This is a genomic window from Aliiroseovarius sp. S1123 (assembly GCF_023015885.1).
GTDB lineage: Bacteria > Pseudomonadota > Alphaproteobacteria > Rhodobacterales > Rhodobacteraceae > Aliiroseovarius.
Map to the genome: position 1 here is coordinate 212,619 of NZ_JALKBE010000002.1, position 12,856 is coordinate 225,474.

A 12,856-nucleotide genomic window follows, 5' to 3' on the forward strand; every position below is an offset into this window, starting at 1 on the left:
ACCCTTTCCGCCGGTCGGGGCAAAGACCTGCATCTCTGCTGCAAGAGCGTTCAATGTCTGCATTCTGGCTACTTATGATCATCCTGGCGTTGGCCGCCGTGGGGTTCATTATGGGGCGACGTCGCGCCATTTCCTCGGTTCAAGGGGATGGGAGACTGCTTCACTCTCTTCCAAACTATTATGGTTTCAACGTTGCTATGCTGGCCTTTGTGCCGGCTGTTCTGGTGTTGGGCGCGTGGGTGATCATACAGCCGATGCTGATCAGCGGGCAGGTGTCGACCCATATCCCGGCTGCACTTTACGAAGATGCCGGTCAGTTGAACCTAATCATGAGCGACGTAAAGCGTGTGGCAGACGGCTTGGACGCGGCGATTTTGCAAGGCGTACTGTCAGCAGACGATGCAAGCCTGCTGAACACCGAAACCACGGATGTCCGCGCCTTGCTGGGCGAGGTCGGCGTGGCACTTGGCAGCGATGTCGCCCCCTCGGTCCTGAGCGCCGCGCAAGAAATGCGCGGCAAGACCGTCAGCGGCAACCTGATTATGACCATCGTCGTTTTGCTGGTTGCGGCGACTGGTTTTGTTGCCGCCATGATGATGACACGCAGGGATTTCCGTGCCCGCAACGCTGTTGAAAGCGGCGTGAAGGCGCTTCTGATCGCGGCAGCTTCGATCGCGATCCTGACCACCATCGGCATCGTTCTGTCGCTGATTTTCAACACGATCACGTTCTTCGGGATGTTCCCCGCCAGTGACTTCCTGTTTGGCCTGACATGGTCGCCGGAGGGCCGTGGCGGGTCCGAGCATCTGGGCATTCTGCCGCTGCTATGGGGCACGATTTACATTTCGATCGTGGCACTGCTGGTCGCGGTCCCCATCGGCCTTTTCGCTGCAGTGTACCTGTCGGAATACGCAAGCCGCACCACCCGCGCCATCGCCAAGCCGCTGCTTGAGGTTCTGGCGGGGATCCCGACCATCGTTTACGGTCTGTTTGCCCTGACCGTTGTCGGCCCGCTTCTGGTGAATTTCTTCGGTGCAGATGGACTGGGCTGGATGCAGGGCGCACGTTCGGTGATGACGGCGGGTCTGGTGATGGGCATCATGCTGATCCCCTTCGTGTCCTCGCTGTCCGATGACATCATTAACGCGGTGCCGCAGGCGATGCGCGACGGATCCTACGGGCTGGGCGCGACGCAATCGGAAACGGTACGGCAGGTGGTGCTGCCAGCTGCGCTACCGGGCATTGTGGGGGCGATCCTGCTGGCGGCCTCGCGCGCCATCGGCGAGACAATGATCGTGGTGATGGGGGCAGGGGCCGCGGCCCGCCTGGACCTGAACCCGTTTGAAGCCATGACCACGGTGACCGCCAAGATCGTCAGCCAGCTGACTGGTGACAGTGATTTTGCCAGCCCCGAGGCTTTGGTGGCCTTCGCCCTTGGCATGACCCTGTTCCTTCTGACTTTGGGTCTGAACGTCCTTGCGCTCTACATCGTGCGCAAATATCGGGAGCAATACGAATGAGCGACGCAAGCCTTCAAAACGGCCCCGAGATGGGCACGCCGCGCGCCAAAAGCTCGCTTCTTGAGTTGGATCAGCGCACCAAGAAACGCAACGCCGCCGAGGCCCGCTTCCGCGCCTATGGCATCGCCGCGATTGCCGTGGGTCTGGTGTTCCTCGTGGTCCTGATCAGCTCGATCTTCTTCAAAGGTGTGGGCGCTTTTCAACAGACCTTCATCACGCTGGACGTCGAACTCTTGGAAAGCAAGCTGGACAAAACCGGAGAGCGTGACATCGAGAAGATCAAGAAGGTCACGACCTTTGGCTATAACCCGCTGATCGAAAACGCGCTGAAAGCCGCAATGGAAGAGGCGGGTGTTGAGAACCCCTTCGCCAAGGGCAAGGATCTACGCAAGATGCTGTCCTCGGGTGCCGCTGCCGACCTGCGTGATTTCGTGATCGCGAACCCGGATCGGATCGGCGACACCGTGCAGTTCCGTCTTCTGGCCTCGTCGCGCGTGGATGGCTATCTGAAAGGTCGCGTGACCCGCGAAAGCCTTGCCCGCGACAAGAACCTGACGCCAGTGCATCTGGATGTGGTGGACCAACTGAAAGACGCAGGCGTTGTCGCAAAAAGCTTCAACCTTGGCTTCATCACCGGCGCGGATGCATCCGAAAGTCGCCCCGAGCAGGCGGGGATCGGTGTCTCGATGCTGGGCAGTTTCTATATGATGTTAGTCGTGTTGGCCTGTGCGCTGCCTATTGGGGTTGCCGCCTCGATCTATCTGGAAGAGTTCGCACCGCAAAACTGGATCACCGACTTGATCGAGGTGAATATTTCGAACCTCGCCGCGGTTCCGTCGATCGTGTTCGGTATTCTGGGTCTGGCCGTGTTTATCCAGTTCGCGCATCTGCCACAATCGGCCCCGCTCGTCGGTGGTCTGGTGCTGACCCTGATGACACTGCCGACGATCATCATCTCGACCCGCGCATCGCTGAAATCGGTACCGCCGTCGATCCGTGAAGCGGCCTTGGGCATCGGCGCCTCGAAGATGCAGACCGTGTTCCACCACGTGCTGCCGCTGGCCATGCCCGGCATCCTGACCGGGACGATCATCGGTCTGGCGCAGGCTCTGGGTGAAACTGCACCGCTGCTTCTGATCGGGATGGTGGGCTATATCGCCTCGAACTATCCGGGCGGTTTGATCGAAGGCTTCATGTCCCCGAACTCGGCCATGCCGGCCCAGATCTATGAATGGGCAAAACGTGCTGACCCGGCTTACTATGAGCGTGCATGGGGCGGCATCATCATCCTTCTGGTCTTCCTGATGACCATGAACATCATTGCAATCATTCTGCGCCGCCGATTTGAGCGCCGCTGGTAAGAAAGACCGCAGACATGAATGATATGACGAAAATCGAAAGGGCTGTTGAGATGAAGGATATGAAAATCTCGGCCAAGAATGTGCAGGTCTATTACGGTGATACGCACGCGATCAAAGACGTCTCGGTCGAGATCGAAGACAACACGGTCACCGCCTTCATTGGCCCGTCGGGCTGCGGTAAATCGACCTTCCTGCGCTGCCTGAACCGTATGAACGACACGATTGATATCTGCCGGGTCGAGGGCGACATCCTGCTGGATGGCGAAGACATCTATGACAAGCGCGTCGATCCGGTACAGCTGCGCGCCAAGGTCGGAATGGTGTTCCAGAAACCCAACCCGTTCCCCAAGTCGATCTATGACAACATCGCCTATGGGCCGCGTATCCACGGTCTGGCCCGCAACAAGGCAGAATTGGACGAGATCGTCGAGAAATCCCTGCGCCGCGGCGCCATCTGGGACGAGGTGAAAGACCGCCTGCATGCGCCGGGCACCGGACTATCTGGTGGCCAGCAGCAGCGTCTGTGCATCGCGCGCGCTGTCGCTACCGAACCGGAAGTTCTGCTGATGGACGAGCCATGTTCAGCGCTTGACCCGATTGCGACCGCGCAGGTCGAGGAACTGATTGATGAACTGCGCCAAAGCTACTCGGTGGTGATCGTCACCCACTCGATGCAGCAGGCCGCGCGTGTCAGCCAGAAAACAGCCTTCTTCCACCTTGGAAATCTGGTGGAATATGACGACACGACCAAGATCTTCACCAATCCTGAAGATCCGCGCACTGAAAGCTATATCACCGGCCGTATCGGTTAAGCCCTTATACGGGCAGGAGAAAAGACATGATTGATCAACATATTGCATCCGCTTTCGACCGCGATCTGGAAGAAATTCAAGCCCACCTGATGAAGATGGGCGGTATGGTGGAAAACGCTATTCGCGAGGGTGCGAAGTCCCTGAAAAGCCGTGACGAGGAACTGGCCGAAAAGGTGCGCAAAGCGGATCGTCAGATTGACGCGCTGGACATGCAAATTCAAGAAGAGTGCGCCCGTGTGCTTGCGCTGCGCCAGCCGATTGCCTCGGACCTGCGCACGGTTCTGACCGTGATGAAAGTGGCCGCCAACCTGGAGCGGATCGGCGACTATGCCAAGAACATGGCCAAGCGCACCACGGTGCTGGTGCACATGCAGCCCATCGACGGTGCCTCGGGCGCGATCAAACGGATGGCCAGCGAAGTGCGTCAGATGTTGACCGACGCGCTGGATGCTTACATCCGCCGTGACGAGGAACTGGCACAGGACGTTCGTCACCGCGATCTGGAAGTGGACCAGATGTATAATGCACTGTTCCGCGAATTCCTGACCTTCATGATGGAAGACCCACGCAATATCTCGTCCTGTATGCACCTGCATTTCATCGCCAAAAACATCGAACGTATGGGCGACCATGTGACATCGATTGCGGATCAGGTGATCTATCTGGTCAGCGGTGAACTGCCAGACGAGGCACGCCCGAAAGGCAATTCGGCCAACTATCAATTGCAGATCGAGGACACTGACGAGGCCGACGCATGAGCACGGACAAGCCATGCGTTTTGCTGGTAGAAGACGAGCCGGCACAGCGTGAAATACTGCGCTATAACCTGACGTCCGAAGGCTATGACGTCACGCTGGCGGAAAACGGCGATGACGCGCTGATCTTGGTGGACGAGGTCATGCCAGACCTGATCCTGCTGGACTGGATGCTGCCCGGTGTTTCGGGGATCGAGATCTGCCGTCAGGTGAAAAGCCGCAAGGAAACCCGTGCTATTCCGGTGATCATGCTATCGGCCCGTTCAGAAGAGGTGGACAGGGTACGTGGCTTGGAAACGGGTGCCGATGACTATGTGGTCAAGCCCTATTCCGTAAGCGAACTGATGGCCCGGATCCGCACCCAGCTGCGCCGGACCCGACCAGTGTCGGTGGGCCAGAAGCTGGAGTACTCGGACATCGTTCTGGATGGCGAAAGCCATCGTGTAACGCGGGCAGGGGAGCCAGTGAAGCTGGGTCCGACCGAGTACCGCCTGCTGTCCACCCTGATGGAAAAACCGGGTCGTGTCTGGAGCCGCGAACAGCTTCTGGATCGCGTCTGGGGCCGTGATGTCTATGTGGATACGCGCACCGTGGACGTCCATGTGGGACGCTTGCGCAAGGCGCTTTGCCGCAACGGAGGTGACGATCCCCTGCGAACGGTTCGCGGCACTGGGTACGCTCTGGGGTAAAGGATCTGCGTTCTTGTCGCGTCGGATTTGGTCCAGAAAGGCCGTTCGGACACCGACGTGCGGGACCCTGCCTTAATCGCGTTATCGCGGTCGTGGCTGACAACACCGTGCGTCTGTGGTTTACCCGATGTCAGTCGGCGGGCGATAGAATTGCCACCATATTCGTGTATCCCCGCGCCTTGGCGTGTTCCAGCGGTGTGACGCCATCGCGGTCGCCAATAGTTTGATCAGCACCGGCCTGCACAAGCAAACGGACGACGTCCTGATGATCCGGCCCACCGTCTCCCAGCACAACAGCCTCGATCAGAGCGGTCCAGTTCAGGTTATTGACGTGATCAAGTGGTGCGCCTGCGTCAATCAAGCGACGGACCACGTCGACATGTCCCAGATGAGCCGCCGCGATCAGCGCAGTTCCGTCATACGGGCTGGTAGTTAGTCCCGGATCATTGCCCAGTTCGATGGCAAGCGACATGAGATCGGGGTCGTTGGCGACGGCGGCAACACGCACATGAGCAAGGAACTGAAAAAACGGCTGGATCGGATCAAAGAAGAAAAACCGCTTAAGGTCGTGGTCGCACCAAAGGGGGTGCATCCACACACCTACAAGCGCGAGAACTTTCCTGACGAGCCAAATGTTGTCGTGATTGACTGGGAGGCGAGTAAGCTGTGATCGCTATGGGTTGAATTGCTGTGCAAGTTGGCAAGAGGAAGACCGGAAGTGGTCTTGGTAATAAGGGCGGGAAGCGACCGTTCGCCGCAAATCTTGCCAAGGCCGGCTGTTCGGTCAAAGCTTCCATTGGTCAAGGTCCGCTTCGGGCTGTGATACTAAGTCTGTGCGGCAACGAATGTCCTTGGCGGCGTTTCCCTTACAACGAAAATCAGAAACGCTTTATTAAACTCTTCGCCCAAGAAATGCACAAAGGCACATTCCACCGCCTTGGCTTCTCAGCGACCAGCAACTCAGGCCTCATCTCACGCTTTCTGGGTTGTAGGGTTACCAAACTGTGAACTGGGCCTTCATTCGTCTGGGTCAAGCCCGTCAGGAATAAAGCCTAGATCAAACAAAATGGTTTTTGGTAATACCTTCTGCTGTTCGGAGAACAGTTTCTCAAAGAGATCAAACGCTTCTTCGAAATGCGCATATCCTCTACAGAGTTCGCGCCACATGCTCTTTCCTAGGTAACGGATCTCGGGGGCATTCAAGGCACGGACACTGTGCAACCAAACCATAGCGGCTGCTGCATCGCCATTATGACCAGCCTTCTGAAATTCCTGAATGAGCTGACTTATGTGTAACGCTACTTTGCCGCATTCCGCCTCATCTCGTGGAATACTCAAGGACAGGCTTGCGCGTGGCAATACCCCGCCCTCTTCAAGATTGCTCTTTAAGTAGCTTGCGGACACCAGAAGCGCGCCTAGTTCGCTTCCGTCCATTCCTTTCAATGAATTCGTAAAGTCCTTTATGTCGCGTTCATATGCTTTAACCGAAGCTCTACGAACCTTATGAGCAATCCATCTAAACATTTTTTCAAGACCTCCCCCTAAACATTTTTTCAAGACCTCCCCCAACACCAAAAACATTGGTGGGTAATATGGCGGGTAAATGAAAGGTATTGCCATTTTACCCCTTGTTATCAAGGGTAAGTGGCGGAGAGACAGGGATTCGAACCCTGGGTGGGCTTGCACCCACAACGGTTTTCGAGACCGCCCCGTTCGACCACTCCGGCACCTCTCCGCGGGGGTCTGTGGAGGGGGAGATAATTCGACCGCGCGGCATGTGCAACCACTTTTTTCACCTATTTTCAAAATGCTGGGGAAAACGTGATCGGCAACAACTTGGCAAGGGCAGTGCCCGGCGCTAGTCTTGGGGCAACAGCACAGTTGGAAAACATATATAATCCTATGATAGTAAAAAGAATTATAGCTTTTACAGCGGCCCTGGTCGTGACCGCGACAGGCGCATTTGCCAGCGACGAAGATCAAATCCGTTCCTTTCTGAAGATCACCGGGTTTGATGTCGCGATTGAATCGATCCAACTTGGCGCGATGGCGGGGCCTGGAATGACCGGGGAGGACCCCGAAGTGTTCGGACGCCAATGGCAGGAACTGGCGCGCGAGGTATTCGAGCCTGACGCGATGGTCGAGGATGCGATCGAGATGCTGGCCGCCGTTTTGCCGCAGGATGTGCTGGATCACGGCATGGCGTTTTACGAAAGTCCCCTTGGGCAGCGGCTGGTCGAAGTTGAAAACGAAAGTCACATGACCGATGACGAGGTGAAATACACCGAGGGCGCCGAGATTGTGGCCGAACTTCTGGAAACCGGGGATCTGCGCGTGCAGCTCTATAAGGCGATGGGGGACGCGATTGGCTCGACCGATGTCGCGATCCGGTCGCTGATCGAAATTCAGGTGCGTTATCTGATGGCCGCGATGGCGGCAGGGGCAAGCGAGCTTGAGCTGGACGAGGATGATCTGCGCGGGATTTTACAAAGCCAGTCTGACCTGATGCGTGAAGGGATCGAGGAAAACTCGTTGGTGGCGAATGCCTATGCCTATCGCGCCATTGATGAGGCGGATCTGATCGACTATCTGGCCGCGCTGCAAGATCCGCGAATGGGGCAGGTCTATGAGATTTTGAATGCTGTTCAGTTCGAGATCATGGCAAATCGTTATGAGACAATGGCCAGCCGCCTTGACGAACTCGCGCCTGAGACCGAGCTGTGACCTTGGTACTTCAAACCTTGCGGCGCACAGGCGCGGTATTGTTGTTTTGCATGTTTAGTGTGGGCACCGCAGGTGCGTCGGATCAAACCCAGCGGTCGGATAAAGAAAGATTTGAGGTTCTTTGGACCCTTTTGGGCATGCCTGAAATGGTGTCGATCCTGCATGATGAAGGTCTGGCCATGGCGTTGGATTCGGATTTGGATCTTCTGGGGCATGAAGGTGGACCGCGATGGGAAGCTGCGCTTCAGGCCATCTATGACGAGAAGACCCTGCAGGGTGAACTGCATGCGCAATTTGAACATGAACTGGCGCAGGACTATGTCGTGGTGCTTTGCGAGTTTTACGAGAGCGTGGAGATGCAAGAGATCATCCAGAACGAGATTGCCGCCCGCCGCGCGTTTCTGGATCTGGAGTTCGAACAACTTGCCCGCGAGCGTTGGCTGCAAGGGGACACATCTGATACTCTGGACGACACAATCCGGAACTATGTCGATTTGAATGACCTGATCGAGCTGAATGTCATGGGTGCGCTCAATTCGAATTATGTTTTTCTGAATACGCTGAATCAGGCCTTGCCGGATGTGGCAGGACAGATGAGCGAACAGGACATTCTGTCCCACGTGTGGTCGCAGGAAGCTGATATCAGGACCGATACCACGGAATGGATCTTTGCCTATTTGCACACGGCCTATGCCCCGATTGATCACACGGAGTTGGAGCGCTATGTCGCTTTTTCCGCAACAGCTGCGGGGCAGGCGCTGAACCAGGCGCTGTTTACCGCCTTCGATGCCGTTTATTTACGTCTGTCCGGGGATCTTGGTCGCGTCGTTGGCACCATGTCCGGTGAGGAAGAGCTGTAAGCCCTAGCCTTTCCCAGCGTCGACCTTGGCCAGACCGTCCAGAAGCTCTTTCAAGTGGTCGGCATATGGTTCCCATTTTCCGACCGAGCTTTTGTAAAGCGGCTGGCGCACTTGCGCGACCGACAACGTCTTCACGTCGCGTTTGGTTTTGTGGAAGTCCAGACAGGCGTCTTCCCATTCCAGGTCACAGAACTCCAAAAGCTTCCGGATTTCTGTTTCCGGATCGTTGACTAGATCCTCATAGGAGATTTCGTGAATCCGATCCGGAGCAAGGTCACGCCAGAGGTCCAGATATTCGGTGTACAGCCGATAGGTCTGAACCAGAGCCGCCTGAGAATAGCTGTAAAGATGCAGTCCTGCCACAAACCGGTTCTTGAAGATCGACCACAGATTGTCTCGCGGATCGCGACGCAGAGCCACGATCTTGGCATTGGGCATGGCCAGCCAGACCAAAGGTGCGATTTGATAGGTCGAAATCGTCTTGTCCGTGATCCGATCCGCATCGGGCAGGCGGGTATCGATAGCGTCCTGATATGCGCGGCCGAGGTCCTCGAGCTGCATATCGGTCATATCGCCAATCTGCCCGCCCGCTTGCGCCACTTTTGCCACCTGCTCAAAGCCCAACGGGTGGAAAATGCCCAACTCGTCTCCGCCGGTGACCGTTGAATGGCTGGCGAGGATCTGTTCGACCAATGTGGTACCTGAGCGTGGCAAACCAGTGATGAAGATCGTGCTGTTCTGGTCAAAGCCACAACTTCCGATGCGCGCGGGATCAAACCCTTTCAGAAAGTTCTTGAAGCGGTCAAAATCCCTCTGTTCCTTGGTCATATCATGGGGGTGAAGGCGCGCCATGACCTCGTTTGCGCGCGACAGATAGGTCCAGGCGGCCTCGGCATCCTTGTGATCCTCCATCACCTTCACCAAGCCATAGCCAAGATCGATCCGAGCTTCGTCCGGCAGGTCTGGGCGGTCCCAAAGGGCTTTCATCTCGTCGACCAGCGGGTCATCCAGATCCAGTTTTCGGCCCTGTGCTATCATGCGGTAAACCCCGCCAGAGCGGACACCAAGCGCGATTGCGTCGCGCAGGACCTTTTCCGCAGCTTCGAAGTCCCCGCTTCGTTGAAGCAGGTTGGCGGCCATGGTGACCACACGCAAGTGGTTCGGGTCCGCTTCCAACGCCTCGTCGATGGCCTTGCGTGAGGCATCCAGATTGCCAAGCAGTTTTTCCGCCATCGCGCGCAACGCCAGCATTTCGCCTGTGGGGACGGATTTGGCGGCCAGCCTATCCAGATCTTCAAGCGTTCCGGCGGCATCTTCCAGCGTCAAACGTGCCTTGGCGCGGGTAAACAGCCCGGCAGCGTTGTCAGGGGCCTGTTTCAGCAGGGCATCCAGACAGTCTATTGCCTCGCGGGGGGCATTGATGTCGGTATATAACAGCCCGAGATTTCCAAGAACGATCGGATTTTCGGGGATAATGCGGCGGGCGTGTTCCAAGACCTTGCGGGCCTCACCACGCCTCGAGTTTTGCATGAGGAATTGCCCATATTGCGCTAGGGCCTCGCCATAATCGGGATCGGCCGCAAGCGCGGTTTTGAAGGCCTGCTCGGCCTTGTCGATCTGCCCCAAGGCGGCAAGTGCTACGCCGTGTACCATCGACACGGCCTCGTTCGGGCCGCGTGCCAAAATCGCACGGGCCTGCGTTTCGGTCTCTTTCGCGCGACCTGCGTTTAGAAGAGTGGTCAGCGCGTCGATTTCAGCCTTTGATGCGGTCTTGCTGACGCGTTGGGTGCTGGATCCGGAGCCCTTCAAAACGGTTGTCAGTCTTTTCAACTCTGTTTGCGGCAGCTTCGCTTTCTTCAGCTGCTTGGCAACCATGTTGCGCGTTGACGCATCAAGGGTGAGTGCCAGATTGGCATAGGCCCGCCAGACGGTGATTTCGGACGGGGCCAGGCGTGCCGCTGTACCATATGCATTCAGTGCCGCGTCTGTTTGACCCATTTGCTGATGGAGCTGCGCGATTTGGAAGGGCACCTCGGCCCGGTTGGGCGCAATGGTCTGCAGCTGCGCCAGAACTTTTAGCGCCTCATCCGGCTTACCTGACCGCGCAAGATTGCCTGCTTTTTGAAACAGGGCAGGGATCTGATTTGAGTTCAAAGGCAGCATGTCGGATCCATTTCGGCTGGAAAGGCATTTACCTATTGGCTAATATGACCAGAGACGAGCTTCAAGGCCCAGCCGCCGTACTTGGAAATAAGCGCTTTGCGCCTGTGTAAAAGTCTTGACTTTCAACCTGATCCAAACGATAAGCCGCCATTCCTGCCCGGGTATTCCTGTGTAGGGATTAAAAACTATGTCCAAAACGCAAGTGGCGGGCGCGCAGTTCGAGGCAATGGAAGGGATGGGCCCTTCGACAAACACCGGGTAAACCCGGGGCCATAGGACGCGGATTATGAAGGAAGATCAAATGTTTGCGGTTCTGAAAACCGGCGGCAAGCAGTATAAGGTCCAAGCTGGCGACGTTCTGCGCGTTGAAAAGCTGGCGGCCGATGCTGGCGAAAAAGTCCAGTTCAACGAGATTCTGATGGTTGGTTCGACTGTTGGTGCCCCCACCGTAGAAGGTGCAGGCGTACAGGCAGAAGTCATCGACCAGATCAAAGGCGAAAAAGTCATTCACTTCGTGAAGCGTCGCCGTAAGCACAGCTCGAAGCGCACCAAGGGTCACCGTCAGCAACTGACGCTGCTCCGCGTGACCGACATCCTGGAAAAGGGTGCCGACAAGTCGGGCGTGAAAGCTGCCATCGGTGCAGGTTCGGTATCGGGTGCTGCTGTTGCAGCGGCTGCTCCGGCCAAGGCGCCTGCAAAGAAAGCAGCTCCGAAGAAAGCCGCCAAGGCAGAAGCACCCGCCGGTGCTGACGATCTGAAAAAGCTGTCGGGTGTTGGCCCTGCGCTTGAGAAGAAACTGCTGGAAGCTGGCGTCACCACCTTTGCTCAGATCGCCGCATGGGGCGAAGCCGAGATTGCCGAGTTCGACGAGAAACTGTCGTTCAAAGGCCGTATCGAGCGTGAAGGCTGGGTAGAGCAGGCCAAAGAACTGGCCAACGGCTAACAAGAGCTAAGGAGAGATAGCATGGCACATAAAAAAGCAGGCGGTTCATCCCGTAACGGCCGCGACTCAGCCGGTCGTCGCCTTGGTGTAAAGAAATTCGGTGGTCAGGTTGTGATCCCGGGCAACATCATCGTGCGTCAGCGCGGTACCAAGATGTGGCCGGGTGACAACGTGGGCATGGGCAAAGATCACACCATCTTTGCAACCAGCGAAGGCACCGTCAAATTCCACAAAGGCCTGAAAGGCCGCACCTTTATTTCGGTTCTCCCAGTGGCGGAGGCCGCTGAGTAAGCCGAACCTAACGAGGTTGTGAAATTTCAGGGGCCGGCTGTGATAGCCGGCCCCTTTTCTTTTTGTTTTCAGTACTTACTTGCCTGTTCATCCAACGTTCATACGAACGCCCTAAAAGAGCCAGAAACGCGGAATACGTTGTGGCCTTCACGGGAAGAACGGGCGGTGCATTCAGCGCTTTTCAGAGGAGGGAAAGCCATGAAGCATGTAGATATCAGAACCCAGCCGATCATTCAGGCGGAGCGTTTTGTGCTGCGTCCTGTGCGGCTGTCTGATCTTGGCGCATTGGTCCTATCAGTTTCAGATAGGCGGGTGGCCGAAGCCACACGCTCGATCCCGCATCCCTTGCCGCCCGGCGTGACCGAGGCGTTTATTGACCGCGCCATGGCCGAGGACCGGAACGAGGATGTCTGGGTTATGGACAGTCTGAATGAGGATCAGGATGACGTTCTGGGCGTGATTACGCTGAACGCGCTGGATCGCGGTCAAAGCCAGTTGGGCTATTGGGTTGCGCCGGGGTTCTGGAATTCTGGTATAGCGTCCGAAGCTGTCTGTGCATTGATTGAAGCGAACCCTCAGAACAACAGCACCATCTTTGCCGAGGTCTTTCAGGACAATCCGGCCTCGGCCCGTGTGCTGACCCATGCGGGGTTTGAATATATTGGTGACGCGGAAAGCCATTCGGTGGCGCGCGGCGCCAATGTGCCAACCTGGACCTACATCAGGAAGATGGCGTAA

Annotated in this window: 14 protein-coding genes and 1 tRNA gene; 11 read left to right on the top strand and 4 right to left on the bottom strand. The window is 56.8% G+C overall.

Annotation, left to right across the window (positions count from 1 at the left end; genetic code table 11):
* The first annotated feature begins 53 nt into the window (after nt 1-53).
* From pstC to phoB, 5 genes are read left to right on the top strand one after another with little or no spacing between them, the layout of a single operon-like run.
* The gene (pstC, locus tag MWU53_RS04460; protein ID WP_247090881.1) at nt 54-1,520 is read left to right on the top strand and encodes a phosphate ABC transporter permease subunit PstC; all 1,467 of its coding nucleotides are present in this window, start codon (nt 54-56) and stop codon (nt 1,518-1,520) included.
* A complete protein-coding gene (gene pstA / locus MWU53_RS04465) occupies nt 1,517-2,881 on the top strand; it encodes a phosphate ABC transporter permease PstA (RefSeq protein WP_247090883.1) in 1,365 nt (454 codons plus the stop codon). Before pstC ends, pstA begins: the two co-directional genes overlap by 4 nt.
* A 14-nt stretch (nt 2,882-2,895) precedes the next feature.
* Nucleotides 2,896-3,693 carry a phosphate ABC transporter ATP-binding protein PstB gene (gene pstB, locus MWU53_RS04470; protein ID WP_247090884.1) on the top strand — a complete coding sequence of 266 codons (798 nt, stop codon included), beginning with the start codon at nt 2,896-2,898 and terminating at the stop codon, nt 3,691-3,693.
* Between the two features lie 26 nt (nt 3,694-3,719).
* Nucleotides 3,720-4,451, top strand: a complete 732-nt coding sequence (phoU, locus tag MWU53_RS04475) for a phosphate signaling complex protein PhoU (protein ID WP_247090886.1) — start codon at nt 3,720-3,722, stop codon at nt 4,449-4,451.
* Nucleotides 4,448-5,137 carry a phosphate regulon transcriptional regulator PhoB gene (gene phoB / locus MWU53_RS04480; protein ID WP_247090888.1) on the top strand — a complete coding sequence of 230 codons (690 nt, stop codon included), beginning with the start codon at nt 4,448-4,450 and terminating at the stop codon, nt 5,135-5,137. Before phoU ends, phoB begins: the two co-directional genes overlap by 4 nt.
* 130 nt (nt 5,138-5,267) lie before the next feature.
* Here phoB and MWU53_RS04485 read toward each other — a convergent pair whose 3' ends face one another.
* A complete protein-coding gene (locus MWU53_RS04485) occupies nt 5,268-5,645 on the bottom strand; it encodes an ankyrin repeat domain-containing protein (protein ID WP_348647028.1) in 378 nt (125 codons plus the stop codon).
* On the opposite strand from MWU53_RS04485, the gene MWU53_RS04490 reads away from it, so the two are divergent.
* Nucleotides 5,646-5,807, top strand: a complete 162-nt coding sequence (locus tag MWU53_RS04490) for a hypothetical protein (protein WP_247090892.1) — start codon at nt 5,646-5,648, stop codon at nt 5,805-5,807. It begins immediately after the preceding gene.
* A gap of 347 nt (nt 5,808-6,154) precedes the next feature.
* On the opposite strand, the gene MWU53_RS04495 is transcribed toward MWU53_RS04490, so the two are convergent.
* Nucleotides 6,155-6,757 (bottom strand): hypothetical protein, encoded by a 603-nt coding sequence (locus MWU53_RS04495; protein WP_247090894.1) that lies wholly within the window; start codon nt 6,755-6,757, stop codon nt 6,155-6,157.
* Nucleotides 6,758-6,782: 25 nt separating this feature from the next.
* Nucleotides 6,783-6,872: transfer RNA gene (locus MWU53_RS04500), tRNA-Ser, on the bottom strand.
* Between the two features lie 209 nt (nt 6,873-7,081).
* On the opposite strand from MWU53_RS04500, the gene MWU53_RS04505 reads away from it, so the two are divergent.
* Nucleotides 7,082-7,861, top strand: a complete 780-nt coding sequence (locus tag MWU53_RS04505) for a DUF2059 domain-containing protein (protein ID WP_247090895.1) — start codon at nt 7,082-7,084, stop codon at nt 7,859-7,861.
* Between the two features lie 137 nt (nt 7,862-7,998).
* Entirely contained in the window at nt 7,999-8,721 is a 723-nt protein-coding gene (locus MWU53_RS04510; protein WP_247090897.1) for a hypothetical protein, read from the top strand.
* Between the two features lie 3 nt (nt 8,722-8,724).
* Here the strand turns inward: MWU53_RS04510 and MWU53_RS04515 are convergent, their stop codons facing one another.
* Complete coding sequence (locus MWU53_RS04515; RefSeq protein ID WP_247090899.1) at nt 8,725-10,884, bottom strand: sulfotransferase; 2,160 nt, start codon at nt 10,882-10,884, stop codon at nt 8,725-8,727.
* 301 nt (nt 10,885-11,185) lie between these two features.
* Between MWU53_RS04515 and MWU53_RS04520 the strand changes: the two genes are divergently transcribed.
* From MWU53_RS04520 to MWU53_RS04530, 3 genes are all read left to right on the top strand, one after another.
* Nucleotides 11,186-11,827, top strand: coding sequence for a 50S ribosomal protein L21 (locus MWU53_RS04520; RefSeq protein WP_247091754.1), 642 nt, complete (start codon nt 11,186-11,188; stop codon nt 11,825-11,827).
* A 21-nt stretch (nt 11,828-11,848) separates the two neighbouring features.
* Complete coding sequence (gene rpmA / locus MWU53_RS04525; RefSeq protein ID WP_247090901.1) at nt 11,849-12,118, top strand: 50S ribosomal protein L27; 270 nt, start codon at nt 11,849-11,851, stop codon at nt 12,116-12,118.
* A gap of 198 nt (nt 12,119-12,316) precedes the next feature.
* On the top strand, nt 12,317-12,856 hold the full coding sequence (locus MWU53_RS04530) for a GNAT family N-acetyltransferase (RefSeq protein ID WP_247090904.1): 540 nt from the start codon (nt 12,317-12,319) through the stop codon (nt 12,854-12,856).

What these genes read in the sequence shown, in the direction of transcription:
- pstC (WP_247090881.1), top strand. Translation starts at nt 54, where the DNA reads ATGTCTGCATTCTGGCTACTTATGATCATCCTGGCGTTGGCCGCCGTG.
- pstA (WP_247090883.1), top strand. Translation starts at nt 1,517, where the DNA reads ATGAGCGACGCAAGCCTTCAAAACGGCCCCGAGATGGGCACGCCGCGC.
- pstB (WP_247090884.1), top strand. Translation starts at nt 2,896, where the DNA reads ATGAATGATATGACGAAAATCGAAAGGGCTGTTGAGATGAAGGATATG.
- phoU (WP_247090886.1), top strand. Translation starts at nt 3,720, where the DNA reads ATGATTGATCAACATATTGCATCCGCTTTCGACCGCGATCTGGAAGAA.
- phoB (WP_247090888.1), top strand. Translation starts at nt 4,448, where the DNA reads ATGAGCACGGACAAGCCATGCGTTTTGCTGGTAGAAGACGAGCCGGCA.
- MWU53_RS04490 (WP_247090892.1), top strand. Translation starts at nt 5,646, where the DNA reads ATGAGCAAGGAACTGAAAAAACGGCTGGATCGGATCAAAGAAGAAAAA.
- MWU53_RS04495 (WP_247090894.1), bottom strand. Translation starts at nt 6,757, where the DNA reads ATGGCAATACCTTTCATTTACCCGCCATATTACCCACCAATGTTTTTG.
- MWU53_RS04510 (WP_247090897.1), top strand. Translation starts at nt 7,999, where the DNA reads ATGCCTGAAATGGTGTCGATCCTGCATGATGAAGGTCTGGCCATGGCG.
- MWU53_RS04515 (WP_247090899.1), bottom strand. Translation starts at nt 10,884, where the DNA reads ATGCTGCCTTTGAACTCAAATCAGATCCCTGCCCTGTTTCAAAAAGCA.
- MWU53_RS04520 (WP_247091754.1), top strand. Translation starts at nt 11,186, where the DNA reads ATGTTTGCGGTTCTGAAAACCGGCGGCAAGCAGTATAAGGTCCAAGCT.
- rpmA (WP_247090901.1), top strand. Translation starts at nt 11,849, where the DNA reads ATGGCACATAAAAAAGCAGGCGGTTCATCCCGTAACGGCCGCGACTCA.
- MWU53_RS04530 (WP_247090904.1), top strand. Translation starts at nt 12,317, where the DNA reads ATGAAGCATGTAGATATCAGAACCCAGCCGATCATTCAGGCGGAGCGT.